The organism is Segatella buccae ATCC 33574 (assembly GCF_000184945.1).
GTDB classification, from domain to species: Bacteria; Bacteroidota; Bacteroidia; order Bacteroidales; family Bacteroidaceae; genus Prevotella; species Prevotella buccae.
In genome coordinates, this window is sequence record NZ_GL586311.1 from 3216054 (window position 1) to 3241973 (window position 25920).

At 53.5% G+C, this 25920-nt stretch carries 22 protein-coding genes; 12 read left to right on the forward strand and 10 right to left on the reverse strand.

Annotated elements, in window-relative coordinates; all coding sequences use genetic code 11:
- Positions 1 to 119: 119 nt before the first annotated feature.
- Positions 120 to 323, reverse strand: a complete 204-nt coding sequence (locus HMPREF6485_RS12790) for a hypothetical protein (RefSeq protein WP_004347055.1) — start codon at positions 321 to 323, stop codon at positions 120 to 122.
- A 385-nt stretch (positions 324 to 708) separates the two neighbouring features.
- Between HMPREF6485_RS12790 and HMPREF6485_RS12795 the strand changes: the two genes are divergently transcribed.
- The 5 genes from HMPREF6485_RS12795 (at position 709) to leuB (ending at position 7360) form a co-directional block, all read left to right on the forward strand.
- Positions 709 to 2208 (forward strand): 2-isopropylmalate synthase, encoded by a 1500-nt coding sequence (locus HMPREF6485_RS12795; protein ID WP_004343109.1) that lies wholly within the window; start codon positions 709 to 711, stop codon positions 2206 to 2208.
- A 26-nt stretch (positions 2209 to 2234) separates the two neighbouring features.
- On the forward strand, positions 2235 to 3632 hold the full coding sequence (gene leuC / locus HMPREF6485_RS12800; protein WP_004343107.1) for a 3-isopropylmalate dehydratase large subunit: 1398 nt from the start codon (positions 2235 to 2237) through the stop codon (positions 3630 to 3632).
- A 273-nt stretch (positions 3633 to 3905) separates the two neighbouring features.
- The gene (gene leuD, locus HMPREF6485_RS12805) at positions 3906 to 4496 is read left to right on the forward strand and encodes a 3-isopropylmalate dehydratase small subunit (protein ID WP_004347058.1); all 591 of its coding nucleotides are present in this window, start codon (positions 3906 to 3908) and stop codon (positions 4494 to 4496) included.
- A 32-nt stretch (positions 4497 to 4528) separates the two neighbouring features.
- Entirely contained in the window at positions 4529 to 6118 is a 1590-nt protein-coding gene (locus HMPREF6485_RS12810; RefSeq protein ID WP_004343105.1) for an alpha-isopropylmalate synthase regulatory domain-containing protein, read from the forward strand.
- Positions 6119 to 6298: 180 nt separating this feature from the next.
- A complete protein-coding gene (gene leuB / locus HMPREF6485_RS12815; RefSeq protein ID WP_004347062.1) occupies positions 6299 to 7360 on the forward strand; it encodes a 3-isopropylmalate dehydrogenase in 1062 nt (353 codons plus the stop codon).
- A 267-nt stretch (positions 7361 to 7627) separates the two neighbouring features.
- Here leuB and HMPREF6485_RS12820 read toward each other — a convergent pair whose 3' ends face one another.
- The 8 genes from HMPREF6485_RS12820 to HMPREF6485_RS12855 all read right to left on the reverse strand — a co-directional run bounded on the left by HMPREF6485_RS12820 (position 7628) and on the right by HMPREF6485_RS12855 (position 17170).
- A complete protein-coding gene (locus tag HMPREF6485_RS12820) occupies positions 7628 to 7951 on the reverse strand; it encodes a hypothetical protein (protein ID WP_004347064.1) in 324 nt (107 codons plus the stop codon).
- A 363-nt stretch (positions 7952 to 8314) separates the two neighbouring features.
- The gene (gene galK, locus HMPREF6485_RS12825) at positions 8315 to 9475 is read right to left on the reverse strand and encodes a galactokinase (RefSeq protein WP_004347065.1); all 1161 of its coding nucleotides are present in this window, start codon (positions 9473 to 9475) and stop codon (positions 8315 to 8317) included.
- Positions 9476 to 9499: 24 nt separating this feature from the next.
- Positions 9500 to 10804, reverse strand: coding sequence for an MFS transporter (locus HMPREF6485_RS12830; RefSeq protein ID WP_004343101.1), 1305 nt, complete (start codon positions 10802 to 10804; stop codon positions 9500 to 9502).
- Positions 10805 to 10820: 16 nt separating this feature from the next.
- Complete coding sequence (locus HMPREF6485_RS12835) at positions 10821 to 11909, reverse strand: aldose epimerase family protein (RefSeq protein ID WP_004347067.1); 1089 nt, start codon at positions 11907 to 11909, stop codon at positions 10821 to 10823.
- Positions 11910 to 12249: 340 nt separating this feature from the next.
- Positions 12250 to 13542, reverse strand: coding sequence for a bifunctional folylpolyglutamate synthase/dihydrofolate synthase (locus HMPREF6485_RS12840; RefSeq protein WP_044126463.1), 1293 nt, complete (start codon positions 13540 to 13542; stop codon positions 12250 to 12252).
- A 71-nt stretch (positions 13543 to 13613) separates the two neighbouring features.
- Positions 13614 to 14783 carry a molecular chaperone DnaJ gene (dnaJ, locus tag HMPREF6485_RS12845; RefSeq protein WP_004343098.1) on the reverse strand — a complete coding sequence of 390 codons (1170 nt, stop codon included), beginning with the start codon at positions 14781 to 14783 and terminating at the stop codon, positions 13614 to 13616.
- Positions 14784 to 14888: 105 nt separating this feature from the next.
- Complete coding sequence (locus tag HMPREF6485_RS12850; protein ID WP_004347074.1) at positions 14889 to 15509, reverse strand: nucleotide exchange factor GrpE; 621 nt, start codon at positions 15507 to 15509, stop codon at positions 14889 to 14891.
- Between the two features lie 41 nt (positions 15510 to 15550).
- On the reverse strand, positions 15551 to 17170 hold the full coding sequence (locus HMPREF6485_RS12855; protein ID WP_036926810.1) for an ABC-F family ATP-binding cassette domain-containing protein: 1620 nt from the start codon (positions 17168 to 17170) through the stop codon (positions 15551 to 15553).
- A 295-nt stretch (positions 17171 to 17465) separates the two neighbouring features.
- Here HMPREF6485_RS12855 and HMPREF6485_RS12860 point away from each other — a divergent pair, with 295 nt between their 5' ends.
- Both HMPREF6485_RS12860 and HMPREF6485_RS12865 read left to right on the forward strand, forming a co-directional pair.
- Positions 17466 to 17672, forward strand: a complete 207-nt coding sequence (locus HMPREF6485_RS12860) for a hypothetical protein (RefSeq protein WP_004347077.1) — start codon at positions 17466 to 17468, stop codon at positions 17670 to 17672.
- Positions 17669 to 18298 carry a zeta toxin family protein gene (locus HMPREF6485_RS12865; protein ID WP_004347078.1) on the forward strand — a complete coding sequence of 210 codons (630 nt, stop codon included), beginning with the start codon at positions 17669 to 17671 and terminating at the stop codon, positions 18296 to 18298. The genes HMPREF6485_RS12860 and HMPREF6485_RS12865 overlap by 4 nt, the downstream gene beginning before the upstream one ends.
- Before the next feature lie 910 nt (positions 18299 to 19208).
- Here the strand turns inward: HMPREF6485_RS12865 and HMPREF6485_RS12870 are convergent.
- Complete coding sequence (locus HMPREF6485_RS12870; RefSeq protein ID WP_004343089.1) at positions 19209 to 19664, reverse strand: helix-turn-helix domain-containing protein; 456 nt, start codon at positions 19662 to 19664, stop codon at positions 19209 to 19211.
- 445 nt (positions 19665 to 20109) lie between these two features.
- Here HMPREF6485_RS12870 and HMPREF6485_RS12875 point away from each other — a divergent pair, with 445 nt between their 5' ends.
- The 5 genes from HMPREF6485_RS12875 to HMPREF6485_RS12900 all read left to right on the forward strand — a co-directional run bounded on the left by HMPREF6485_RS12875 (position 20110) and on the right by HMPREF6485_RS12900 (position 25668).
- Entirely contained in the window at positions 20110 to 20679 is a 570-nt protein-coding gene (locus HMPREF6485_RS12875) for a sugar O-acetyltransferase (protein WP_004347080.1), read from the forward strand.
- Between the two features lie 66 nt (positions 20680 to 20745).
- Entirely contained in the window at positions 20746 to 21828 is a 1083-nt protein-coding gene (locus HMPREF6485_RS12880) for an FMN-binding protein (RefSeq protein ID WP_004347082.1), read from the forward strand.
- A 242-nt stretch (positions 21829 to 22070) separates the two neighbouring features.
- Positions 22071 to 22499, forward strand: a complete 429-nt coding sequence (locus tag HMPREF6485_RS12885) for an Hsp20/alpha crystallin family protein (RefSeq protein ID WP_004343077.1) — start codon at positions 22071 to 22073, stop codon at positions 22497 to 22499.
- 445 nt (positions 22500 to 22944) lie between these two features.
- Complete coding sequence (locus tag HMPREF6485_RS12890) at positions 22945 to 24351, forward strand: hypothetical protein (RefSeq protein ID WP_044126144.1); 1407 nt, start codon at positions 22945 to 22947, stop codon at positions 24349 to 24351.
- A gap of 558 nt (positions 24352 to 24909) precedes the next feature.
- The gene (locus tag HMPREF6485_RS12900) at positions 24910 to 25668 is read left to right on the forward strand and encodes a YaaA family protein (protein ID WP_004347090.1); all 759 of its coding nucleotides are present in this window, start codon (positions 24910 to 24912) and stop codon (positions 25666 to 25668) included.
- Positions 25669 to 25920: the final 252 nt, after the last annotated feature.

A 25920-nucleotide genomic window follows, 5' to 3' on the forward strand; every position in this document is an offset into this window, starting at 1 on the left:
TTGCAGAGACTTCCTTCAGCGTTTTTCATCGAGTATGTGAGCAACACACAGATTGGTTTTACCACCCAGTATCAGCCGTCCCTTATGGCTTCCTTTCCAAAGTCGGAAGTGATCGGAATCTAAAGTTCATAAAGCAAGTCCTCTGCCGTTTTTAATTGCGTTTCTCCAGCCTTAGCATCTATCATTTCTTGCAAGGCATGGCGCAACTTTACAGCAAATTTCGTCCGGTTGCTACAAAAGTCTTTTGTACCTATTATCATCATGGCGGTTTCCTTTAATTCTATTGCAAAGATAGCCAATTTGGTCGCAAAAATGGTAGCCATTTAAGGAATATTTATCAAAAGACAGGTAAAGAATCTAATTCTAATGCGCCCATAAATTGCCTCTTTATAATGAAAAGCGGGGTGAGAAATGAAGAATTATTTAATTTTTGATTAAAAAAGCAACAATTTGTTTGCATTGTTCCGTAAAATCCATTACCTTTGCATCCGTATTTCAACGAAAAGACAAGATGAACAATATTCAGAGCATACTAAACCTTATTATTCGAATTCGACTGCATCGGGTGGCCGGAAGTGATAAGGTGTGCATATAGCTCTGAGAGACTATACATCCAAGCCTTTCTCACTTCCGTGGAAGTGTGGAAGGCTTTTTTCGTAGTTTGCGGATAGAATCGAGAGTACATATATATAATAAAGGTATAGAATCATGAGCGACAGATTATTCATTTTTGACACGACACTGCGCGACGGTGAACAAGTGCCCGGTTGCCAGTTGAACACGGTAGAGAAAATACAAGTGGCTAAGGCACTGGAGCAGTTGGGCGTGGATGTGATAGAGGCGGGCTTCCCCATTTCGAGTCCGGGCGACTTCAACTCGGTGATAGAAATATCCAAAGCCGTGACTTGGCCCACCATCTGCGCGCTGACACGTGCCGTGGAGAAAGACATCGACTGCGCGGCCGAAGCCCTCAAGTATGCCAAGCACAAGCGCATACACACCGGCATCGGGACGAGCGACTCGCACATCAAATACAAATTCAACTCCAACCGCGAGGAAATCATCGAGCGCGCCGTGGCCGCCGTGAAGTATGCCAAGAGATATGTAGAGGATGTGGAGTTCTATGCCGAGGATGCCGGGCGCACCGACAATGAATATCTCGCCCGTGTGGTGGAGGCCGTCATCAAGGCCGGAGCCACAGTAGTCAACATACCCGACACCACGGGCTACTGTCTGCCCGAGGAGTATGGGCACAAGATAAAATACCTGATGGAGCACGTGGACGGGGTACACAAGGCTGTGCTCTCCACCCACTGCCACAACGACTTGGGCATGGCCACAGCCAACACCCTGCAAGGTGTGCTCAACGGGGCGCGGCAGGTGGAGGTGACGATCAACGGCATCGGCGAGCGCGCCGGCAACACGTCGCTCGAAGAGATAGCCATGATACTCAAATGCCACAAGGGCGTGGGCATCGACACCAACATCAACACGACGAAGATTTGCCCCACATCGCGCTTGGTGTCGAGTCTGATGAACATGCCCGTGCAGCCCAACAAGGCCATCGTGGGGCGCAACGCTTTCGCCCATTCGAGCGGCATCCACCAAGACGGCGTGCTCAAAAACGTGCAGACCTATGAAATCATCGACCCCAAGGAAGTGGGACTCGACGACAACGCCATCGTACTCACCGCCCGTTCGGGCCGCGCTGCGCTGAAATACCGGTTGCATGTGAATGGTGTGGAGGTGGAAGACGAGGCCAAACTCGACGCGCTCTACAAGAAATTCCTCGTGCTGGCCGACAAGAAGAAGGAGGTGACCGACGATGACATCCTCGTGTTGGCCGGAGCCGAATCGGCCGAGGGCCACAGCGTGAAGCTCGACTACCTGCAAGTGACCACGGGCAAGGGCGTGAAGAGCGTGGCCAGCGTGGGCCTCGACATCAGCGGACAGAAGTTTGAGGAGTGTTCGACGGGCAACGGCCCTGTAGACGCGGCCATCAAGGCACTCAAGCGAATAATCAGAAAGAACATGACCCTCAAGGAGTTCACCATTCAGGCCATCGACAAAGGGTCGGACGATTTGGGCAAGGTACACATGCAGGTGGAGTACGACGGCCACGTGTACTACGGTTTCGGGGCCGACACCGACATCGTGACGGCTTCGGTGGAGGCCTACATCGATTGCATCAACAAGTTCAGAGATTGAAAACGCAATAAATACAAAGAAAGATTATGAACACATTATTCGACAAGATTTGGGATAAGCATGTCGTGCAGATCGTGGAGGGCGGGCCTACACAACTTTACATCGACCGCCTCTACTGCCACGAAGTGACTTCCCCGCAAGCCTTTGCCGGGATGCGCGCCCGCGGACTGCAATGCTTCCGTCCGGGGCAGATATTCTGTATGCCGGACCACAATACGCCTACCCACGACCAAGACAAACCCATTGAAGACCCTGTGTCGAAGAAGCAGGTGGACACGTTGTCGAAGAATACGGCCGACTTCGGGCTGACTCATTATGCCATGAACTCGAAAGACAATGGCATCATCCACGTGGTGGGCCCCGAGAAGGGTCTTTCCCTGCCGGGCATGACCATCGTGTGCGGCGACTCCCACACTTCCACCCACGGGGCCATGGGAGCCGTGGCTTTCGGCATCGGCACATCGGAGGTGGAGATGGTGATGGCCTCACAGTGCATCTTGCAGTCGAAGCCTAAGTCGATGCGCATCAGCATCAACGGTAAGTTGGGCAAGGGCGTGACGGCCAAAGACGTGGCCCTCTATCTGATGACCGAACTGACGACCTCCGGGGCCACGGGCTACTTTGTGGAGTATGCCGGCGACGTGGTGAAAGACATGACGATGGAAGGCCGGCTCACACTGTGCAATCTCTCCATCGAGATGGGGGCCCGGGGCGGCTTCATCGCTCCCGACGAAACCACTTTCGAGTATATCAAGGGGCGCGAATATGCTCCGCAGGGCGAGGAGTGGGACCGGGCCGTGGCCTACTGGAAGACACTCAAGAGTGGGGAGGATGCCGTGTTTGACAAGGAACTGACCTTCGATGCGGCCGACATCGAGCCCCACATCACCTACGGCACCAACCCCGGCATGGGCATGGGCATCACCGGACACATCCCCACGCTCGCCGAGATAGACGATGCCGGACAGGCTTCTTTCAAGAAAAGTCTCGCCTACATGGGCTTTCAGCCGGGCGAAAAGCTCCTCGGTCACCCGATCGACTACGTGTTTCTCGGGGCATGCACCAATGGGCGCATCGAAGATTTCCGCGCTTTCGCCTCCATCGTGAAGGGGCGGCAGAAGGCCGAAGGGGTCACGGCATGGCTCGTGCCCGGTTCGTGGCTCGTTGACAAACAGATACGCGAGGAGGGCATCGACCGCATTGTCGAGGCTGCGGGGTTCAAGATCCGACAGCCGGGATGCTCTGCCTGTCTGGCCATGAACGACGACAAGATACCTGCCGGCAAATACTCCGTGAGCACCAGCAACCGCAACTTCGAGGGCCGTCAGGGCCCCGGTTCGCGCACCATTCTGGCTTCGCCCCTTGTGGCTGCGGCTGCCGCTGTCACGGGAGTCATCACCGATCCGAGAACGTTAATGGAATAATTATGGGAGTCAAAGGGAGTTAAGGAGAAGTTCCTTGAGCGATAGCGAAAAAAAAGGGAGTTAAGACAATAGCTCTCTATTGCCGAGGGTAGTTAAGCCTTTGGCAATCTTTTGTCTTCTTTTCCTTTTATGTTCTCCGTTCATTCAAGAGATGGATAGTTGTCTGTAACTCTTTTAATTCTTTAATAATAAAGATTCATTAGTTATGGACTATTGTCTTAACTCCCTCTAACTCCTTAACTCCTTTAACTCCTAATCAAAAACCTCAACCCAATGAAACAGAAATTTGACATCATCACCTCCGGCTGCATTCCTTTGCCGTTGGAGAACGTAGATACCGACCAGATTATCCCCGCACGCTTTCTTAAAGCCACCGACAAGGAGGGCATGGGCGACAACCTCTTCCGCGACTGGCGGTACAACACCGACGGCACGCCCAAGAAAGACTTCGTGATGAACGACCCGAGCTATTCGGGGGTGATACTCGTGGCCGGCAAGAACTTCGGTTCGGGGTCTTCCCGCGAACATGCCGCATGGGCCATCGCCGGCGCGGGCTTCCGCGTGGTGATAAGTTCGTTCTTTGCCGACATCCACAAGAACAACGAACTCAACAATTTCGTGTTGCCCGTGGTGGTGACCGAAGACTTTCTTAAAGAACTTTTCCAAAGTATCGAGGCCGACCACAAGACGCAAGTCAGGGTGGACTTGCCCAACCAGACCGTGACCAATCTGGCCACCGGGCGCAGCGAGCAGTTTGAAATCAACGCCTACAAGAAGCATTGCCTCATGAACGGGCTCGATGATGTGGACTTCCTCGTGCAAAACCGCGACAAGGTGGAAAGCTGGGAGGCGGCCAACAAATGACGAATACAAGCGAAGAAAGGAAATGCTCGGCTATGAGTGAATATGACAAAACGGGCATGGCCGGCCGGCCGGCCATAGAAATTATGGACTCGACCCTGCGCGATGGCGAACAAACGAGCGGTGTGTCGTTTCTGCCCCATGAGAAACTCGTCATCGCCCGCAAGCTGCTGAAAGATGTCAATGTAGACCGCATCGAGGTGGCTTCGGCCCGCGTGTCGGACGGCGAGAAGAATGCCGTGTCGATGATATGCCGCTATGCCGCCAACAACGGTATGCTCGGGCGCGTCGAGGTGTTGGGCTTTGTCGACGGACACCGCTCCATCGACTGGATCAAGGAGTGTGGCGGCAGAGTCATCAACCTGCTCGCCAAGGGTTCGTTGAAACATTGCACACAGCAGCTGAAGAAGACTCCCGAGGAACATGCGGCTGACATCCGGAGTGAGGTGGCATACGCGCTGGAGCAGGGATTCACCGTGAATCTCTACCTCGAAGACTGGTCCAACGGCATGAAGGACTCGCCCGAATATGTCTACGGGCTCATGGATGCCTTGCAGGGGGCGGGCATCAGGCGTTTTTTGCTGCCCGACACGCTCGGCATCCTCAATCCGTTGCAGTGTGTGGAATACCTGCGCAAGATGCTCAAACGCTATCCCGACACCCATTTCGACTTCCATGCCCACAACGACTACGACCTCTCGGTGAGCAATTCGCTGGCTGCCGTGCTCAGCGGTGCCAAAGGACTGCACGTCACGGTGAACGGTCTGGGCGAGCGTTGCGGCAATGCGCCGCTGGCCAGTGTGCAGGTGATACTGAAAGACATGTTCCATGCCCATACCAACATCCATGAGGAGATGCTCAACGACGTGAGCCGGTTGGTGGAGGGCTACAGCGGCATTGCCGTGGCTCCCAACACGCCGGTGGTGGGCAGATACGTGTTCACGCAGGTGGCCGGGGTACATGCCGACGGCGACAACAAGGACAATCTCTACTGCAACGACCTCGTGCCCGAACGTTTCGGTCGTCATCGCGAGTACGCGCTTGGCAAAAATTCGGGCAAGGCCAACATCGTCAAAAACCTTGAAGACCTCGGGTTGGAACTCACACCCGAGCAGACTAAGGCTGTGACCCGGCGCATCACGGAGTTGGGCGACAAGAAGGAGCTCGTCACGCAGGAGGACTTGCCCTACATCGTGAGCGACGTGCTGAAACACAGTGCGCCCGAAGACAAGGTGAAACTCGTGAGCTACATGGTCTCCACATCCTACGGGCTGAAGCCCATCGCCAGCCTCAAGGTGGAGATAGAGGGCCGTGAGTATGAGGCCGACTCTACGGGCGACGGCCAGTATGACGCTTTCGTGAAGGCGCTCCGCAAGATCTACCGCGACCGGTTGGGCAAGGATTTCCCGCTGCTCGACAACTATGTGGTGAGCATTCCGCCGGGCGGCCGCACCGACGCGCTCGTGCAGACGGCCATCACATGGCGCTTGGGCAACCGCATCTGGCGCACCCGTGGTCTTGATGCCGACCAGACCGAAGCGGCCATCAAGGCTACATTCAAGATGCTCAACCAGTTTGAAAACAATGTGGGGGAGACCGAGGAGGGAGGATCTTTGGGGAGTTAAGGGAGTTAAGGAGTTAAAGGGAGTTAAGACAATAGTTCTATTGCTAAGGGTAGTTGGAAGCATTGACTATCTTCTGCTCTTTTTCTCCATTTATTCAAGCTATGGACTATTGTCTTAACTCCCTTTAACTTCTTAACTCCCTTTAACTCCTTTGAAATATTAACCATCAAACAACAATATATGAAATTAAACATTGCAGTGCTGGCCGGTGACGGCATCGGGCCAGAGATTATGAAACAAGGTGTAGCCGTGATGGATGCCATCGCAGCCAAGTATAACCACACGTTCACCTACAACGAAGCTATTTGCGGTGCCCACGCCATTGACGAAGTGGGCGATCCGTTCCCCGACGACACGTTCAAGGCGTGCATGGAGGCCGATGCCGTGCTCTTCGCCGCCGTGGGCGACCCGCGTTTCGACAACAACCCCACGGCTAAGGTGCGCCCCGAACAAGGGTTGCTGGCCATGCGCAAGAAGCTGGGGCTCTTTGCCAACGTGCGCCCTGTGGCCACATTCGACTGTCTGCTCCACAAGAGTCCGCTCAAGGACGAACTGCTCCGCGGGGCCGATTTCGTGGTGATTCGCGAACTCACGGGCGGCATGTATTTCGGCGAGAAGTATCAGGACAACGACAAGGCCTACGACACCGACATCTACACGCGTCCGGAGATAGAGCGCATCTTGAAAGTCGCTTTCGAGTATGCCATGAAGCGCAACAAGCATCTCACCGTAGTCGACAAGGCCAATGTGCTGGCCAGTTCGCGCCTGTGGCGGCAAATAGCCAAGGAGATGGAGCCTCAATATCCCGAGGTGACCACCGACTACATGTTCATCGACAACGCTGCAATGCGTGTGCTCACCGAACCCACGTTCTTTGATGTGATCGTGACCGAGAACACCTTCGGTGACATCCTCACCGACGAGACCTCCTGCATCACCGGTTCAATGGGGCTTCAGCCCTCTTCGTCGCTGGGCGAGCACACGCCGCTCTTCGAACCCGTACACGGTTCTTGGCCGCAGGCAGCCGGACAAAACCTCGCCAACCCCCTTGCCCAGATTCTTTCTGCAGCCATGTTGCTTGAGCATTTCGGGCTCACCGAGGAGGGACAGACCATCCGCAAAGCCGTTGATGCCAGCCTCGATGCCAATGTGCGCACGCCCGAAATACAGGTGGAAGGTGGTGCCCACTACGGCACGGAAGAGGTGGGGGCTTGGATTGTCGACTGGATAGCCAAGCACTGATCCTCGGCAGCCGGGAGGAGGAACGCATCTTCGCCTTCCGGCTGCCCCAACATCAAGTCTTGGACTTTCTTCCCAAGCAAGCTTTATACGATCATGCCAAGAGGCTGCACCCAACAGAATATGGATGCAGCCTCTTGGCGTTTGGTAATTCCTCCCCACAACATTCCGTTTCCACCCTCCTCATAAATGGTATAAAGCCCTATAAGGCCCTTATATCAAGAAGGTGGGGAAAGGGGAGAGGGTCGTTCCCGAAGGAACTTTCTAAACTTAGCTGTGCGACAGATCGCGCAGTTTCTTTCTCAATTCCATTGCCTTGCGTATCTTTTTCAAAGCCTCCTTGCGCTGCTTTTCTTCCTTGCACAACTCCTTGTACTGCTTCTTAAAATCGGTGTACTCTTTTTTGGCAGCCTTCATTTTCGACTTGGTATCGCTGACCTGTTTTTTTATAGCATCATAATCGGCAGCGGCTGTCTGTTCCATGGAATCAAGTTGCTCCTGGGGCATGGTGCGATACTGTACGTCTTGTGCAAATATCGGCTGTGTACCGATACCCATGACGGCAAACAGTCCAATCAATAAAGTTTTCTTCATACGTTGTTATTTTATTAAATCCAGTAATTTTGCAAATATACACATTATTTTGATATTTGCAAAGCTAAATGACTTTTTTATACTTTTTTCTGCTTAAGTGAGGCGTTTTGTCCCTCCCATTACAAAAGGGCCGATGCTGTGTATGAGCAATACGTGTGCTCATCTTCCACCCAATATCGGCAACTTTTGGTCGTCCTGCAAAGGAAAAACAGAAAGCCCCAATGCCATCAAGTGAGCATTGGGGCTTTATTGCTTAGTTGTTTTGATAAAGTTGCCTACTGCGTTTCCGCATCCGACTTGCGAATCCTAAAGCGGAGGCAGCCTAAATGGCTCTCCTCCCGGAAAGGGGAAGGAAGGGAAACATCAGCAAACCTTGTGAGCTCCCTGACCAATCACCACATCGATGACTTTCGGCTCTTTACCGTATTTGGCGGCAAATTTGGCTTTAGCATCGGCTGTGAACTGGTCGTAGAGTTCGTCTTTGACGAGGTTGATGGTGCAACCTCCGAAGCCGCCTCCCATGATGCGGGAACCGGTCACGCCGTTGGCCTTGGCCAGGTCGTTGAGGAAATCGAGTTCCTCGCAGCTCACCTCGTATTCCTTCGACAACCCTTCATGGGTTTCATACATCTTTTGACCTACGGTTTCATAATCGCCACGGTCGAGGGCATCGCAGACGGCAAGCACGCGGTCTTTCTCGCCAAGCACGAAATGGGCACGGGAATAGTCTTCCTCGCCGACTTCGGCACGCACCTCTTCGAGTTGTTCCCAAGTGCAGTCGCGCAGGGTTTCAAACTTGGCTTCGGGGTGCTTGGCAGCAATATGCTTCACCACGTTTTCGCAAGAGTTGCGGCGATCGTTGTAGGGCGAGCCCGCCAGTTCGTGCTTCACGCAACTGTTGATGAGCACGAGGCGGTAGCCTTTGGGTTCGAAGGGGAAGTATTCGAAGTCGCGCGAACGACAGTCGAGGCGCATCAGCTTGCCTTCCTGTCCGAAGACGCTGGCAAACTGATCCATGATACCGCAGTTCACACCCACATATTTGTGCTCGGTGGCCTGTCCGGCAAGCACCATATCCCACTTGGAAACCTTGTTGTCACCGAACAAATCGTTCAGGGCAAAGGCAAAGCAGCTCTCAAGTGCCGCACTTGACGACATGCCTGCACCGAGGGGAACATCGCCGTAGAAAGCGGTATTGAATCCCTTCACGGGCACACCGAGGCCTTTCATCTCCTGCACGATGCCATAGATGTAGCGTGCCCAGCTGGTGCGGGGTCCCTCGGGGTCGTCCACCTTAAACTCCACACGGTCTTTCAGATCGATGGAATAACACATCACTGTGTTGGTGCCATTGGGGCGCAACTCGGCCATGATACCTTTGTCCACTGCCCCGGGGAAAACAAATCCGCCATTATAATCGGTGTGCTCACCAATCAGGTTAATACGACCGGGCGACATGTAGATGTTGCCGGTTTTGCCGTCAAAGTGCTTGATGAAGCGACTTCTTACATATTCAATATCCATGATAGTTATAGTAATTAGGTTTTGTTAATCAACGGGAATGTCCTTGTTCACATTCTTGCAGCCCGCAAGGGCATAGTAGAACATGTAGCCCATAGCCACAAGAGGAACGAAATAGCTGATCATGTAGCCGGTTTTGTCGGCAATGAAATTCTGGATGAGGGGCAGCACACCACCGCCTACCACCATCATCATGAAGATGCCGGATGCCTGAGCCGTGTATTTGCCGAGTCCCTCCGTGGCCAGATTGAAGATGGATGCCCACATGATGGAGGTGCAAAGACCGCAGAGCACGAGCAGCAGGGCACTTACGGGCACAACTGTCAGTTCAAACGAAGAACCGGTGAAAAGCGGCATGGAGGTGGTGACAGTCTTCGGGATGAGGATGGCCAACAGGATGAGCACCATGCCGGTGCCGGTGGTGGTGAGCATCATTGTGCGGGAGGAAATCTTGTCGGCAATGAAACCGGAGACAAAACGCCCCACCAGCATGAGCAACCAATAAGTGCCGGCCACGAAACCGCCAATGGCAGCAGCATTGGTCAACAGGCCTGCGCCCTTCTCCGTGGTGTCGGAAATGTAGAAATTGAGCGTGCCGGGAATGCCGACTTCAACACCTACATAAACGAAAATGGCAATGACACCGAGCACACAGTGGCGGAAACTCCACGGAGAATGCTCGAAGACGGTCTCTGCCGTGGTCTTTCCCATCTCAGGATCCTGAATCGGGATGAAAGAAAGGATGATGAAAGCACATGCAAACACGCCCATGGCGATGTAGAGCACGAAGTTGACATCAGCCATTTGGGTGCTGGCGGAGACGGTTCCGATAAGCGCACCCACAAGCATCGGAGTCAGCGTACCGGAAAGCGAGTTGAGCGTACCGCCGATGAGATTGAGCTGGTTGCCACGGTTGCCACCGCCACCGAGCAGGTTGAGCATCGGATTGACCACCGTATTAAGCAAGCAAACGGAGAAACCGGAGATGAAGGCTCCCAACAGATAGACATAGAAACCGGTCATACCGCCGGGGAAACCGGACAGATACTGAATCAACACGCCCACAAAGCCCACACCAATGCCAAGCATGGCAGTCTTCTTATAGCCGATGCGAGTGAGCAGTTTGCCGGCCGGAATGCCCATAAACAGATAGGCAAAGAAGTTCATGAAGTTACCCATCATACCCAACAGGTTGCTACCGCCGATTTCGGGTTGGTTTTTCCACACCACGCCGATAGGAGCAGCCAAGTTGGTCACGAATGCAATCATTGCATAAAGAAACATCATCGTGATGATGGCGATGATGCTTCCGTTCTTTTTAGAATTTTCCATTTTATTGTTTTGGTTATTATTTGTCTACGCCAAACTTATAGATGGTTTTCTGCGTGTATTCCTGCCCGGGCTTCAAGATGACCGACGGGAAATAGGGACGATTGGGAGAATCGGGGAAGTGCTGGGCCTCGAAACAGATGGCCGAGCGTCGCGGGAAGGTGGCTCCGTGCTGTCCTTTGTAGCCGTCGGCCCAGTTATCGGAGTACACTTGCACGCCCGGCTCGGTGGTATAGACTTCCATCGTGCGTCCGCTGGCGGGATCCTTGATGCGTGCGGCAAACGAAAGTTCGCCCTCCTCCCGCTTGTTGAGCACGAAGCAGTGGTCGTAGCCATGCCCGTTGCGTATCTGTTCGTTGTCAGCATCTATGTCGCGTCCCACCGGTTTCGGCTGGCGGAAGTCAAACGGAGTGCCCTCCACAAAGCGTATCTCGCCCGTCGGGATAGACGTGGCATCGATGGGAAGATAAAAGTCTGCATTGATTTCACAAACCAAGTCGTCGATCGTCGGAGTGGGATTGGCGATGCCTGCGAGAGAGAAAAAGGCGTGGTTGGTGAGGTTGATGATAGTTTCCTTGTTGCAAGTGGCCAGATATTTGATAACCAATTCGTTATCGTCTGTGAATGTGTAGGCCACCCATACATTCACTTCGCCCGTGAAGCCCTCTTCACCGTAGGCACTTGTGTATTTGAGCACCACAGCATGGTCGTTCACCTGATTGGCTTCCCAAACACGGGCGTGGAATCCTGTGGGGCCTCCGTGGAGGGCATTGGGGCCGTTGTTGACTGCCAGATGGTATTCCTTGCCGTGGAGTGTGAACCGCCCTTCCTTGATCCTATTGCCGAAACGGCCGATGAGTGTGGAAAGATAGGGCTCCGGCGAGTTGATGACCTCCTTGATGTTGTCGTGCCCCTGCACCACATTGGCCGGCTTTCCATCTTTGTCGGGCACCATGATTGCAACGATGGCACCACCGTAGTTGGTGACAGCCACTTCATTTCCCGCACTGTTTCTCAGGATGAAGAGATCTGTATTTTTTCCGTTGATAGTGGTCTGAAAGTCTTCGCGTTTCAGACCACAGAGGTTTTGCGTTTCGTTTGTGCTCATAATATTTAAGTTTTTAGTTACTTGACCAAGTCTTCAATCAAACTTATATCATAGTTGCAAAGTAACTAAAAATAAACGAAAGCCGCAAATGAAAATAGAAAAATCACACCATTTGATGAGTTAAAAGTATTTAACTGAACTTTCGCAAGTTCAGCAGGAGTTAAAGGAGTTAAGGAGTGAAAGGGAGTTAAGACAATAGTCCTTCTTCCTAATGCAATGAAGCAGTCAATCAATAAAGGCTGTTGTCTTAACTTCTAACGAGCGAAGCGAGTGCTAACTCCCTTTAACTCCTTTAACTCCTAAAGTTGAGCTTGCGAAACTTAAATATTTAATGATAAGATTATCCTGCCTTGGGGAGTGCCAGAAGGTCGGCCACCACATAACTGCTCCCGCCCACAAAGATGAAATCTTCCGGAGAGGCATCGGCCAAAGCCTGTTGCCAAGCCTCTCCCACAGTGGCATAACTCCGCCCGCGGAGCCCGATTGCGGCTGCCTTTCCGGCCACCTGTGCAGCCGGGATGGCGCGGTGGGAGGAGGCCTGTGTCCAATAGAAATCGGCCTCACGGGGCAGCATGGCCAATATCCGGTCGATGTCTTTGTCGTCGACCATGCCGAACACGATGCGCAGCCGGCGACAGGGCTGCGCCTTGATTTGCCCGACGAGATAGTTCCAGCCGCCCACATTGTGCCCCGTGTCGCATACGGCCAAGGGCCGCTCGCGCAGGCGTTGCCAACGCCCCATGAGCCCCGTCAGGACGCTCACGGCGGCGATGCCTTGCTCCACATCGCTTTCGGAAAGGGCGATGCCCTGCCGGTGAAGTTCTTCCACGGCTGTAAGCACGGTGTTCATATTGGCTTCCTGATAGTCGCCTGAGAGTTCTCCGCACACCGTGCGACCATCGGACAACCGATATTCGCGGCCACCGCCGGACAGCGCGACCGACGAGCGCACCACCGGAGCGTCTTCGGCGAAACGGATGGGGGCACCCACCTCACGGGCCCGGGCTGCAAACACGGGCCGGGTCTCTGCCGTGGTCTCGCCAATCACCACCGGCACACCTTTCTTTATAATGCCCGCCTTCTCCCCGGCAATCTTCGCCAGCGTGTTGCCAAGGAACCGGGTATGGTCGAACGAGATGTTGGTGATGACGGAGAGCAGGGGCGTGATGATGTTGGTGCAGTCAAGCCGACCGCCCAGTCCCACTTCGATGACAGCGATGTCAACTTGCTGTTCGGCGAAATACTTGAAGGCCAAGGCCGTGGTCAACTCGAAAAATGAGGGATGGAGGGGTTCGAAGAAGCTGCGCTCCTGTTCCACAAAGTCGACAATTCGTTTCTCGCTGATACACATGCCGTTCACCCGTATGCGCTCGCGAAAGTCTACAAGGTGCGGACTCGTGTAGAGTCCCACCTTGCAGCCCGCGCTCTGGAGGATGGCCGCAAGCGTGTGCGAGCATGATCCCTTGCCGTTGGTGCCCGCCACATGGATGGTCTTGTAGCAACGGTGGGGGTGGCCGAAATGCTCGTCGAGTGCCTGCGTGTCGTCAAGTCCTTCCTTATAAGCAGAAGCACCCACATGTTCGAAAACAGGGGTGCTGTCGTATAGATACCTGACCGTCTCGTCGTAAGTCATCATTTATCAAGTTAAAAGTGAGGAGTGAAGGGTGGGGGGCGTGGGAATGTCCTCGTGCGGCGACAGAAAACTTAGCTGAAGAAGTTCTTGAACCGCTCGAAAATCGTCTTCTTCGTCTCGCTGTCCCCTTTGAAGTTGTCGCTTTGCCGGAAGCTCTCGACGGCCTTACGCTCGTCCTTGGTGAGTTCTTTCGGCACGTAGACACTGATATGCACCACCAGATCGCCGATGCCCGAGCCGTAGCCCTGAATGGCGGGAATGCCCTTGTGGCGCAGGCGGAGTGTCTTGCCCGGTTGCGTGCCCGGTTCGATGTTGATGGTGACGCTCTTGCCGTCGATGGTGGGGATAGACTTTTCGCCGCCCAGCACAGCCGTGGGGAAGTCAAGCAACAGGTTGTAGATGATGTCCTGACCGTCGCGCACGAAAGTGTCGTTGGGTTCTTCCTTGATGAGCACTTGTATGTCTCCGGGCACACCGTTGTGCTTTCCGGCATTGCCCTTGTTGGGCACGTTGACCACCATGCCCTCGGCCACACCGGCCGGAATCTGTATCTCGACCACTTCTTCGCCCTTCGTGACGCCCTCACCGCCGCAATGCGGGCACTTGTTCTTGATCACCGTGCCCTCGCCGTGGCAGGTGGGGCAGGCCATCTGTGTCTGCATCATACCGAGCATCGTGCGCACGGTCTTCACCGTCACGCCGCTACCCTGACACGTGGGGCACGTCTCGGCCCGACTGCCGCCCTCGGCTCCCGTGCCGTGGCAGTGGTCGCAAGTGACATCCTTGCGCACCTTAAACTTCTTGGTGACACCTGTGGCCACCTCCTGCAAGGTGAGTTTCACCGTCAGCCGCAGGTCGGCACCGCGATATTGCGGGCGTTGCGAGCGTCCGCCGCCACTGCTGAAACCGCCGAAGCCCCCGAAACCGGAATGGCCGCCAAAGATGTCACCGAACATGGAGAAGATGTCGTCCATGTTCATGCCACCACCTCCGCCGAAGCCTCCGAAACCGCCCTGCGGGCCGTCGAAGCCGAACTGGTCGTAACTGCGCCGCTTCTCCGGGTCGTGGAGCACGTCGTAGGCTTCGGCAGCCTCCTTGAACTTCTCCTCCGCCTTGGCGTCTCCCGGGTTGCGGTCGGGGTGATATTTGATGGCTATCTTGCGATAGGCCTTTTTGATTTCTTCATCAGAAGCGCTTCTGCTTACTTCAAGCACCTCATAGTAGTCTCTTTTCTGTGCCACCTTTTAGTCTGCTTTCTTGTATACACCTTTTCCCTTGCACAGACCGAGTCCGTACAGGGGAAAAGGCTTTTTCATTTTTTCAACTGTTCAATTTTCCACCTTTCATCATTGTCCCACGGCCACCTTGGCGTGGCGTAGCACCTTGTCGTTGAGCATGTAGCCCGTCTGCACGCAGTCGATCACCTTGCCCTTCTTGTCATCGCCCATACCGGGCACCATGGCAACGGCCTCGTGATAGTCCACATTGAAGTCCTTGTCGTCGGTCTCGATTTTCTTTACGCCCAGTCCTTCAAGGGTTTTATAGAACTTGTTGAAGATCATCTGCACCCCTTCGCGGATGGCCTGCGGGTCGTCGCTCTTGTCGGCCAGAGCCCGCTCAAAGTCGTCGAGCACGGGCAGGATGGCCGTGATGGCCTTCTCGCCTCCGTTGAGGATAAGTTCGGTCTTCTCCTTCAAAGTGCGCTTCTTGTAGTTGTCAAACTCGGCTATGGTGCGCAGCAGCTGGTCTTTCAGCTTGGCGTTCTGCTCGTTGGCAGCCTCCAGCGGGTCTTTCTCCGCGTCGGGTTCGGAGTGTCCTCCTTCGCTGCCGGTCGGCCCTTCGGCAGTGCAGGCCTCGCCTGCCGCCTCGTCCGCGCCCTGTTGCGCGCCGGTTTCTTCGGTGTGCAGGGAGTCTTTCAGCTCCTCTGCATTGCCGTCTTCAATGTTTATCTTTTTTTCTTTTGCCATAATTTTAATAGAAAGTATTCACTTACATGACATTGCAAAAACTATGCCAAACCATACATGCCTGCCCGTTGCGCCTTGATCTGCTCGTCGTAGATGTAGTCGTCGTAGGACATGAGCTTGTCGATGGTGCCCTGCGGGGTGAGCTCGATGATGCGGTCGGCCACGGTGTTGATGAACTCATGGTCGTGGCTGGAGAAGAGCACGTTGCCCTTGAAGAGCACAAGATTGTTGTTGAAGGCCTGTATGCTCTCAAGGTCGAGGTGGTTGGTGGGCGTGTCGAGGATGAGGCAGTTGGCGTTCTGCAACTGCATTCTGGCTATCATGCAGCGCATCTTTTCGCCACCCGAGAGCACATTCACCTTCTTGAGCACCTCCTCGCCCGAGAAGAGCATACGTCCCAGATAGCCTTTCATGGCCACCTCGTTGCCCGGCCCGTACTGGCTGAGCCACTCCACGAGGTCTTTGTCGGTGTCAAAGAATGCTGTGTTGTCGAGCGGCAGATAGGCCGTGGTGATGGTCACGCCCCACTTGTATTCGCCTCCGTCGGCCTGCCTGTTGCCGTTGATGATTTCAAACAGCGCCGTCATGGCCTTGGGATTGTGCGAGAGAAACACCACCTTCTGTCCCTTCTCGATGTTGAAATTCACGTTGTCGAACAGCACCGTTCCGTCTTCATCCACCGCCTTGAGGTTTTCCACCTCAAGTATCTGGTTGCCCGGTTCGCGCTCCATCTGGAAGATGATGCCGGGATATTTTCGGCTCGACGGGCGTATCTCCTCCACGTTGAGCTTTTCGAGCATCTTCTTGCGCGAGGTGGTCTGCTTGCTCTTGGCCACGTTGGCGGAGAAGCGGCGGATGAATTCCTCCAACTGCTTGCGCTTCTCGTCGGCCTTCATCTTCTGGTTTTGAGCCTGACGCAGGGCCAACTGCGAACTCTCATACCAGAACGAGTAGTTGCCGGCAAACATGGTGACCTTGCCGAAGTCGATGTCCACCGTCTGTGTGCTCACGGCATCGAGGAAGTGGCGGTCGTGGCTCACCACGAGCACCGTCTGCTCCACGTTGCTCAGATACTCTTCCAGCCACTCCACGGTGTCGAGGTCGAGGTCGTTGGTGGGCTCGTCGAGCAGCAGGTTGTCGGGGTTGCCGAAGAGGGCCTTGGCCAAAATCACGCGCACCTTCTCGTTGTTGGAGAGTTCCGACATCTGCTTCTCGTGCAGACTCTCCTTGATGCCGAGGTTTTGGAGCATCTGGGCGGCATTGCTCTCAGCCTCCCAACCGTCCATCTCGGCAAACTTCAGTTCGAGGTCGGCCGCACGGTTGCCGTCTTCCTCGGTCATCTCGGCTTTGGCATAGATGGCCTCGCGCTCCTTCATGTTTTTCCACAGCGGCTCATGTCCCATGAGCACGGTGTCGAGCACGCGATAGGCATCATATTTGAAGTGATCCTGCTCCAAGATGGAAAGGCGTTCGCCCGGCCCCAGTTCCACGGTTCCCTTGTTGGGTTCCAGGTCTCCGCTGATGGCGCGGAGCAGGGTAGACTTACCGGCGCCGTTGGCCCCGATGATGCCGTAGATATTTCCGTGGGTGAACTTCAGGTTTACATCTTTGTAAAGCACTCTCTTTCCGAATTGAATCGCAAGATTCGTTACTGTTATCATTTCTTCTAATACCTTATTATATAATAAATTGGCTGCAAAGGTAGTAAAAAACGGGGACACGGCAAAATAAAACCCTCATAATTGTTTTCCCGTCGCTGAAAACGGAAGCCGGCAGAGAGGGTAGGCCGCCCTGCGGCGCACCCGTCTTCGCCGGATGGCGGCGTGGCGGGCGTAAAGGGGTGGAGCACAATGGATCATAGTATTCTTACTTTCATTTATTTTTCTTTTGTAATCTTCATTTTCTGAAAATAATATTGTATCTTTGTCTGCAAATAAATGGATAAGGAGTTGTAAAATGCAGAAGATAGACTCATACAGGCTCACAAGTTTGGAGGAGCCCACAGACGAGATGTTGCGGCAAATTATGAGTGAAGCGGCAGCCGATGCCAAGCGCAAAGGAGAAGATGCCCACAAACGCTATTTTGCCCAGTTGCGCAAGGATGCCATTGAGCAAAGCCGGTTGTGGTTTGGAGCCAACCCGAATGTTGCTGTTGCACAATGACGGACAGGCTACATAAACCGGTGCTTATCGTGATAGCCGGGCCAAACGGTTCCGGTAAAACTACGATTACCTCCAAAATACTACATCATGAGTGGTTGGAGGATGCAGTATATATCAACCCGGATATCATTGCCCAAGAGAAATTTGGCGATTGGAACGATAAGGATGCCATCATGAAGTCTGTGAAATATTGTGAGGATTTGCGGGAGGATTGTCTGACAAAAAAGAAGAGCCTTATATTTGAGACGGTTCTTTCTATACCGCAAAAGATCGACTACATAAAGAGAGCAAAAGAGGCGGGCTTCTTCATTCGCCTGTTTTTCGTCTCTGCAAACAGCCCTGCTATCAATGCTGCAAGAATTGCCAAGCGAGTCATGGAAGGCGGCCACGATGTGCCAATCCCCAAAATCATATCCCGCTACAATCGCTCTATCGTTAATTGCCACATAGCTTCTAAACTGGCAGATAGGACCTACGTCTATGACAATTCCGTAGAAAATGCCGAGGCCCAACTGCTTTTCCGCATGGTAAATGGAAAACTTGTTAGAACTTATGTCAACGCCATTCCCGAATGGGCACAAACCGTGTTGGGCACTGACAGTGGTACGGTCCATGTAAAAGGATAGAAGCAAGCATTGCAGGGAAATACGGAACCACCCCAATGGGTTGTTAATACCTTTTACCATAGATTTGCATTTTGCGCATTGATGTTGTATCTTTGCACCGGCAAGGGGAGCAGGCAAGTGCTTCCCTTTTTTTAGTTTCCAATCCACCAACAGGCCCTCAACCCCCTGTAAGGGGGCTTTTCCACCTTGCTGCAGGCTGCCGCTCGGCCCGAACGGCTTTCTAAAAGGGCCTCTTTCAGCTTCTCATTCGGCCTCTTTTGCAGGATTGTTTGGGCCGAGTGAGAAAATTGATGGGGCAGATGGCCGGATAAGGCAGATGGGACAGGCCGGAAAGATGGGCATGGGGAAAAGCCATGTAAGGCTTTTTCTCAATCTTGGTAGGTTTCGTGCTATATACCATTGGGGAACAAGCACACCGAAAAAAAAGCATTGTAGAAATTCTTTAATATCATTGTGTAAAGATAATGATTTACTGTGAGTTTCGCAAATCATTTACTTTCGATGATGACAACCTGCAATCGTAGGTCACTGCCATGGGCAATACTCCTTTTCCCGATAAATATTTCGTGTCGGCGAATGGTGCGAATAAAACGAATAAGGGGTAGGGAAGATAAATTCGCCTAATCCGCATCATTCGCCGAGGAATATAAACGTTGTCGGCGAATAGAACGAATGAAGCGAATAAGGAGTAGGGAAGATAAATTCGTCTAATCCGCATCATTCGCCGAGGAATATAAACGTTGTCGGCGAATAGAACGAATGGAGCGAATAAAGAGTAGGTTTCAGTAAAGCCCCTCTTCCCCCGCACAAGGGGCGTAAGCCCCCGTCGGCGAAGAGCCTCCTTAGCAGACTTTCTCCCGCGAGGCACTCCCCTCCTTCGGAGGGGCCGGGGGAGGCTTTCTCCCCCTTTCTACTTCTCCTCTTTCTTTTTCCCTTTCGCCGGTTTGGCCCGGTGCTGCATGTGCGCCATCTTGTATTCGCGCGGCGTCATGCCCTTGAAGCGGAAGAAAGCCGAGTAGAACGACTGGCGGTTGGAAAAGCCCACCATGCTGGCGATTTCCTCCATGTTCACCTTCTCGTAGTGATAGTCGGAGAGGATGGTCATGGCCTCGTCAATGCGATACTTGTTGACAAATTCTGTGTAGTTGCAGTGGAAACGCGTGTTGACCACAGCCGAGACATATCTCGTGTTGGTGCCGAGATCTTCGGCGAGTTTCTTGGCCGAATAGTCGGGGTCGAGATACTTCTTTTCCATTACGATGATGCGGAGGATGCCTTCCTGCAGCACATCCTTGGTGTGGGAAGGAACCAACGAGCGGTAGGCTGCGTTGACACCTTTCTTTTCTACGATATTATACTTAGCCATTTTTGAAATGTGATTGTTGATTTACCTGTCAAATTTATCCTGTCTATAATACAATGAGAGTTTGCCCGCCGATGGCCGGGCGCGACCTGTCTTTATGCAGGGATAGTGCAAATGAGACTAAGGGAGCCCGGCCCCTGATTGTCAAATATCATCTATCCTATGCAAAGATAGTAATTTTTTTGATACGACAATCCAAAAGCCTCATAAATGTTTAAAATATTCACATAAAAAAACATTTGACATATATCGCAGCCTGCTCCCGAAATGCTGTTTCGCAATATTTGTCATCGTCGCATTCTCTGCAGAGTGGGGGAGCAGCGAGAGCGGGAAGGGGAAGAACGGAATTTTCACCGACCGATTAAACCTTTTTTGTCGACATGCGTCTAAAATATGATTATTGTGGACATGCTTCCGGCACCGGTCCGCGACAAACAAAAACTTGACTATGAGCGAAATGGAAAAGATGCGGCGCGAGGAGCTTTACGACTTCTCCGACCCCGAGACAGACACAAGTATGAAGCACGCCAAAAAGGCATGTGCCCGCTTGCAGACGATGACCATCTATGACGATGACTACCGGGAGGTGATAGAAGACCTCATCCCCGGCATCCCCCGTTCGTCGGCCGTGTGCCCTCCTTTCCACTGCGACCACGGCCACGGCATAAGGCTTGGCGAGGGCGTGTTCGTGAACTATGGGTGCGTGATGCTCGACAGCGGACTCATCACCATCGGCAACCACACGCTCATCGGCCCCAACTGCCAACTCTACACGCCCCAACATCCCACCGACTATGTGGCGCGACGCAAGACGCAGGAGACGGCCCATCCCATCACCATCGGTGACGACTGCTGGTTGGGGGGCAGCGTGGTGGTGTGCCCCGGTGTGACCATCGGCGACCGCTGCATCATCGCGGCGGGAAGTGTGGTGACGCACGACATTCCGGCCGACTCGATGGCGGCGGGCGTGCCGGCCAAAGTAAAAAAGTCATTGAACGGAAAAAGAGGCTCCAAGTGATGCCATAACAGAAAGATAAACAGATGGATAAGAGGATTTCATCAACTAAAGGATAACAGGGAAGGAATGAAGACAGACAAGAAGAAACAGCTGCTGATGCTCCTCCTCTGCGCTGCGGTGATGGTGGCAGCGGCCATCCGGCGCGACGGCAAAGTGGCCGGACACCGGTTGGCAGCCGACAAGCAGGAAACCACAGTGCGGCAGGAACCCGACACCATGCGCAAGACAGCCGACGGAACAGTGGTGATAAACACCACCTATCTGGCTAAAGACATCAACGGCTATGGTGGCAATGTGCCACTGGAGATATACCTCAAAGGCGGAAAAGTGGCCGGAGTGAAGGCTTTGAAAAACTCCGAGACGCCCGATTTCTTCAACGAGGCGGCTGCGTTGCTCACCCGCTGGAACGGCAAGACCATCGAGCAGGCGCAAGCGATGAAGGTCGACGGTGTGAGCGGGGCCACCTTCTCCTCACGTGCGATTATAGGTAATGTGCGGCGCGGACTGCAATATGCGGCCCGCAATGCCGTGGAGCCGTCGCTGCTCGACAAACTCGACCTCTCGGCCAAGACGCTTGCCGGACTGGCGGTGGTGCTCATGGGGGCCATCGTGCCGCTCTTCGTGCGCAACAAGCGTTACCGGCTGGTGCAGCAGGTGCTCAATGCGGCGGTGCTCGGTTTTTGGTGCGGCACGTTCATTTCCTATTCGCTCGTGCTCGGATATCTCTCTGGCGGCATCGACCTTTGGGTGTCGCTCATCCCCGTGGTGATGCTCGTCACGGCATTCGTCTATCCCCTTTTCGGCAAGAAAAACTACTATTGCACGCACATCTGCCCTTGCGGGGCAATGCAGGAACTGGCCGGCAAGGTGCCCGCAAAGAGGTGGAAGATGTCGAAGACAGCCACAGCGCGACTCAACCGCTTCCGGCAGGTGCTCTGGGGCGTCCTCATGCTGCTCATGCTTACGGGGCTGTGGGCCGACTGGACCAACTATGAGATATTCTCGGCCTTCATCGTGGGCACGGCTGCGGTGGCGGTGCTGGCCATGGCTGCGGTGGTGTTGGTGCTCTCCGTGTTTGTGCCGCGCCCCTATTGCCGTTTCGTTTGCCCCACGGGCACACTTTTCAAGGTGTCACAAGGCTCGAAGTAGGGTAGCGTGGCCGGCTGCGGTCGGAGACCACCGGGACAACGACTAATTGGCAGAAAAACTGTCACCAACTCTTAATTTATTTTACATTTGCTGCCGTTTAGACAGTCTTTCACTGCCAAACGTCAAGTACTCGGAACGGGCACAAAACTTGCTCCACTTCTTAGTGGGTCCGATGCTTCGAAAGGAGACCAAAGAACTCAAGGATAAACAAAGAACTAAAAGATAATTAGGAGGTAAAAGTTATGTTGTTTCCTGTATTAAAAACAAATGATTGGTTGGACAATGCGTTTAACGATTTCTTTGACACCCGCGCTTTGGGACGCATGAACGCCACGGCACCGGCAGTCAACGTGAAGGAAGATGAAAAGGCTTATACAATGGAAGTTGCAGTGCCCGGAATCAAGAAAGAGTTTTGCCGCATAGCCATCAATGACGACGGCGAACTGGAACTCGCCATCGAGAACAAATTGGAGCATAAGGAGGAGAACAAAAAGGAGCATTACCTGCGCCGCGAGTTTTCCTACACCAACTACCAGCAAGCCTACACGCTGCCCGACAATGTGGACAAGGAGCATATCTCGGCCAAAGTGGACAACGGTGTGCTGACCATCGAAATGCCTAAGATTGTCAAGGAACAAGCCAAGATCGGCAGACGCATCGAGGTGGGATAAGCGCAAGGTGTCAGGCGATAACCGTTAGATGGTGGATGCCAAGAACTATCCGACAAATTGTAATAGAATGCAACGGGCGATTCTCCGAAAGGAAAATCGCCCGTTTTCTTTTATGGTTCCGCCAATGTCTGACACCCGACACCGGTCACTCTACAGCCCAAGCTGTGTTCGCCAACAATGTTAAAATCGAAAAATAATGGCCGGAATGTTTGGAGCGTATCGGTAAAAACACTATCTTAGCCCACAGAAATAGGAACCTGTTGAAGGTCAACCTAAAATTGACAAAAGGCCAGCCTAATAGGTAATGGCATCCGACAAAAGAAGTCGGAAAAAAGTTACAGGCGGAAGACAACAAAAAGTCTTCCGCCTTCTTTTGTGTTCGCTGTTTTTTTGTTACCTTTGCATCACTTTTTTCGCCTCGGGCGAACACAAACTACTTTATACAATGACAGCTAACAAGGATAACACAACACACACATCTTCTGCGTGGACAGAAGTCGGCTACAGTCCACTTTGCAGCAACCAGTTTTTGACCACACCGGTGTTCTTGCCGGGCGAAACGACTTTCTTCCTTTGCCGGGAAGACGGCGGGCGCAGACCGGTGAAACTCACTTTCGTCGTATTCAAGGCCCCCGATGCCGAAGAATGGGAAGACGGTGCCATGGTGGGCGAGATGCTCGTGCAGGCACTTGGCGACAGCGATGAGGAGGTGGAGCCTGTCAGAGTGGTCAACCTGGGCATGCCGCCGGCCGAATTCATCCGGCTGGTGAATCAAACCGACGATGCTACGGTATTCAATATCAGCTGGCCTTACGGCGAAGTGGAGGTGGAAAAAGCCACCGTCACCGACGAGGGGTATCTCTTTCGCAAGGAAGATTTCGAGGCCGAAAAGGGTATCCGCTGCCGTCTTACACCATACGACGGGCATCCGTTCACCCTGACGCAGAAGATTCCGTTTGCCGGTTTTTCGCTCCGCAACGCCGATGGCAACGCTGTTTCCGGCGAAATGGAAGTGCCTTACGACGATGTGACGCGCTACACCTACGCCTTTACCGGCAGCGAGGCCAACGACCGCTTTTCCGTGTTGCTCGACGACGGGCGGCTCAACTATCTCTGTGTGCAGCGCGAGAATGGGCGGTTGGCCGTGCGCGATCTGCGCAACAAGTTGGCCGTAGTTGATGAAATCGGGGCTGAAGGACCGCTCAGCCAACTGCTCATGGGGGCACACACGGCCTTGGTGAAAAACCGGAACAACCGTTGGCGCATCTCACTGGCGGGCAGTCTGCCGGCAAGCGAACCTGTTCCCGAATGCGAGCCCACAGCCTTGGTGCGCTATGCGTTCGGTCGGCTCACGGCCGAAGAATCCGAAGGTGAAAACGACTTGCTGAAACAGCTCATGCAGTTGGAGGCGCATCTCGGATTCCAATGGTTTTGGTTGAAGGAGGCCGACTGGAGTTTTGAGCATCTTGACGGACTGCTCGACATGGCCGATCTTGACGACAATCCGGAGAAGATGATGCGCCAGGCCTTGCTTTACAACCGTTTCGAGCGTTTCATGCACAAACTCACGGCATGTTCATATTCTGCCATGAAGCCGATACAGGGCGACCGGCTTCAGGCACGCAACAACAAACGCAAGATAGCCCGCTGCGTGAAACGCATTGCCAATCATCGCAGTGATGCCGGCAGCAGCATTGTCACGCCGCCAAACAGTTATCAAGACGATGCCGACGACAACTTCCCGAACGATGCCGGCAGCAGTCTTTGGGCACTGGCGGAGGCCGATCGCCGCGAAATACTCACGCTCTTCTCGACCTTTCATCGCGACTTCATCGAGGCCCTTGGGGCATGACCGGTGCGCCTGCAAACCTATGTGGGGGATTGTCTTCATTCCCTCTCGTCTGCTATTTATCATAAGGCGCGTTAGCTGTATAGCCGGAAATACAGAAAAAGAAGTGGCGGCTTACCAATCATTTGCCCCTTGCACAAGTGCTTGTTCCATCATTGGCGAATTTTGCCGTAGGCATGTTCGCCCGATAATGCCGGTGAGAATCCATCTCCGGAGGCGCCGGTTTCCAATCCGTTTGCTGCAAAGTCGTTCGCCCAACCGCCAACACCGGGAATGGTGCATGGCTGTTGCACGCATCGCGCGAAGACTTTGCACCACTTGTGCAAGGCCCATGCACAGATGGTGCAAGGGTCTCGCACAAAACATAAAACCGACAAACGACATCGCCCTCTTGCGAAAAACGAAATGCTGATGAGCCGGATGATGCAGAAGGATTGGCGCGATAGGCAGAAAGAATGCTTGCATATTCAGAAGAAAAAACGTAATTTTGCACGTAGAATCCGCCTCACACAGAAGCTTTATATATAAAAAGGTGGAACGAAACTTCAACACGACAGGAAGATGCAAATACTTCTGGCATGTGCCAAAATCATGAATGACAGTACGCCGGTGGCGACTCCTTTCGTCACCCGGCCGCACTTCGCCGACGATGCCGGCCGCTTCGCCGCCGAACTGAGCGGCTGGACCGTGGAAGAACTGGCGGCCGCCCTGCATTGCAGCGAGACACTGGCCAAAGAGACGAAAAAACGCTATTTGCAGTTTTTCGATGAGGGCGGACAGTTGCCCGCTGTGCTCGGCTATTACGGCCAAGCCTATAAATGTCTGCAAGCCGGGAGTTTTGACGAGGCGATGTTCCGTTTCGCACAAGACCATCTATGGATCGCCTCCTTCCTCTACGGTCTGCTGCGCCCGCTCGACAGCATACATCCCTATCGGCTGGAAGGCAAAGTGACGCTCGAACAGGCAGGCGGCCTCAACATGTTCGGCTACTGGAAAAACAGGCTCACCGACTTGTTCATCGGGCGTGTGAAGGCCGACGACGGCGTGCTCGTACACCTCGCCACCGAAGAAATGGAGCATCTGTTCGACTGGAAACGGGTGCGCCGCGAAGTGCGCATCGTTCAACCGCAGTTCTTCGTCATTAAAAACGGCAAACTCAAGAATGTCACCGTCTACTCCAAAAGTTGCCGGGGAGCCATGACGCGCTTCATCATTGCCGGCGGACTGCAATCGCCTGAAGCATTGAAGGCATTCGAATATGAAGGCTTCGCTTTCACGGAAGCTTTCGGCGATGAGGAGCATCCGCACTTCATCGTCTGATGCCCGACCCACGGCTAAATCCTCACCGTGACAGCTTTCAGCCGTCAGGAATGTAAAATACTGTAAAACTTTTCCATCCGAGGCATCATTTTAAGCCCTTGACGCATTGCGGTTTCGACTTTTTTATTTATATTTGCAACATGGCGTGATGGCACGAGCTGCAAGCGAGCAGCAATGTGTGGGAGCATCCCGCAGGCAAGTTGCCACAGCCGACGAAATGAAACTCAAAGTTTAACAGAACAGACTAATAGT

Excerpts from the sequence above, each read along its gene's own strand:
- HMPREF6485_RS12790 (WP_004347055.1), bottom strand. The coding sequence starts at position 323 with ATGGCTACCATTTTTGCGACCAAATTGGCTATCTTTGCAATAGAATTA.
- HMPREF6485_RS12795 (WP_004343109.1), top strand. The coding sequence starts at position 709 with ATGAGCGACAGATTATTCATTTTTGACACGACACTGCGCGACGGTGAA.
- leuC (WP_004343107.1), top strand. The coding sequence starts at position 2,235 with ATGAACACATTATTCGACAAGATTTGGGATAAGCATGTCGTGCAGATC.
- leuD (WP_004347058.1), top strand. The coding sequence starts at position 3,906 with ATGAAACAGAAATTTGACATCATCACCTCCGGCTGCATTCCTTTGCCG.
- HMPREF6485_RS12810 (WP_004343105.1), top strand. The coding sequence starts at position 4,529 with ATGAGTGAATATGACAAAACGGGCATGGCCGGCCGGCCGGCCATAGAA.
- leuB (WP_004347062.1), top strand. The coding sequence starts at position 6,299 with ATGAAATTAAACATTGCAGTGCTGGCCGGTGACGGCATCGGGCCAGAG.
- HMPREF6485_RS12820 (WP_004347064.1), bottom strand. The coding sequence starts at position 7,951 with ATGAAGAAAACTTTATTGATTGGACTGTTTGCCGTCATGGGTATCGGT.
- galK (WP_004347065.1), bottom strand. The coding sequence starts at position 9,475 with ATGGATATTGAATATGTAAGAAGTCGCTTCATCAAGCACTTTGACGGC.
- HMPREF6485_RS12830 (WP_004343101.1), bottom strand. The coding sequence starts at position 10,804 with ATGGAAAATTCTAAAAAGAACGGAAGCATCATCGCCATCATCACGATG.
- HMPREF6485_RS12835 (WP_004347067.1), bottom strand. The coding sequence starts at position 11,909 with ATGAGCACAAACGAAACGCAAAACCTCTGTGGTCTGAAACGCGAAGAC.
- HMPREF6485_RS12840 (WP_044126463.1), bottom strand. The coding sequence starts at position 13,542 with ATGACTTACGACGAGACGGTCAGGTATCTATACGACAGCACCCCTGTT.
- HMPREF6485_RS12850 (WP_004347074.1), bottom strand. The coding sequence starts at position 15,509 with ATGGCAAAAGAAAAAAAGATAAACATTGAAGACGGCAATGCAGAGGAG.
- HMPREF6485_RS12855 (WP_036926810.1), bottom strand. The coding sequence starts at position 17,170 with ATGATAACAGTAACGAATCTTGCGATTCAATTCGGAAAGAGAGTGCTT.
- HMPREF6485_RS12860 (WP_004347077.1), top strand. The coding sequence starts at position 17,466 with ATGCAGAAGATAGACTCATACAGGCTCACAAGTTTGGAGGAGCCCACA.
- HMPREF6485_RS12865 (WP_004347078.1), top strand. The coding sequence starts at position 17,669 with ATGACGGACAGGCTACATAAACCGGTGCTTATCGTGATAGCCGGGCCA.
- HMPREF6485_RS12870 (WP_004343089.1), bottom strand. The coding sequence starts at position 19,664 with ATGGCTAAGTATAATATCGTAGAAAAGAAAGGTGTCAACGCAGCCTAC.
- HMPREF6485_RS12875 (WP_004347080.1), top strand. The coding sequence starts at position 20,110 with ATGAGCGAAATGGAAAAGATGCGGCGCGAGGAGCTTTACGACTTCTCC.
- HMPREF6485_RS12880 (WP_004347082.1), top strand. The coding sequence starts at position 20,746 with ATGAAGACAGACAAGAAGAAACAGCTGCTGATGCTCCTCCTCTGCGCT.
- HMPREF6485_RS12885 (WP_004343077.1), top strand. The coding sequence starts at position 22,071 with ATGTTGTTTCCTGTATTAAAAACAAATGATTGGTTGGACAATGCGTTT.
- HMPREF6485_RS12890 (WP_044126144.1), top strand. The coding sequence starts at position 22,945 with ATGACAGCTAACAAGGATAACACAACACACACATCTTCTGCGTGGACA.
- HMPREF6485_RS12900 (WP_004347090.1), top strand. The coding sequence starts at position 24,910 with ATGCAAATACTTCTGGCATGTGCCAAAATCATGAATGACAGTACGCCG.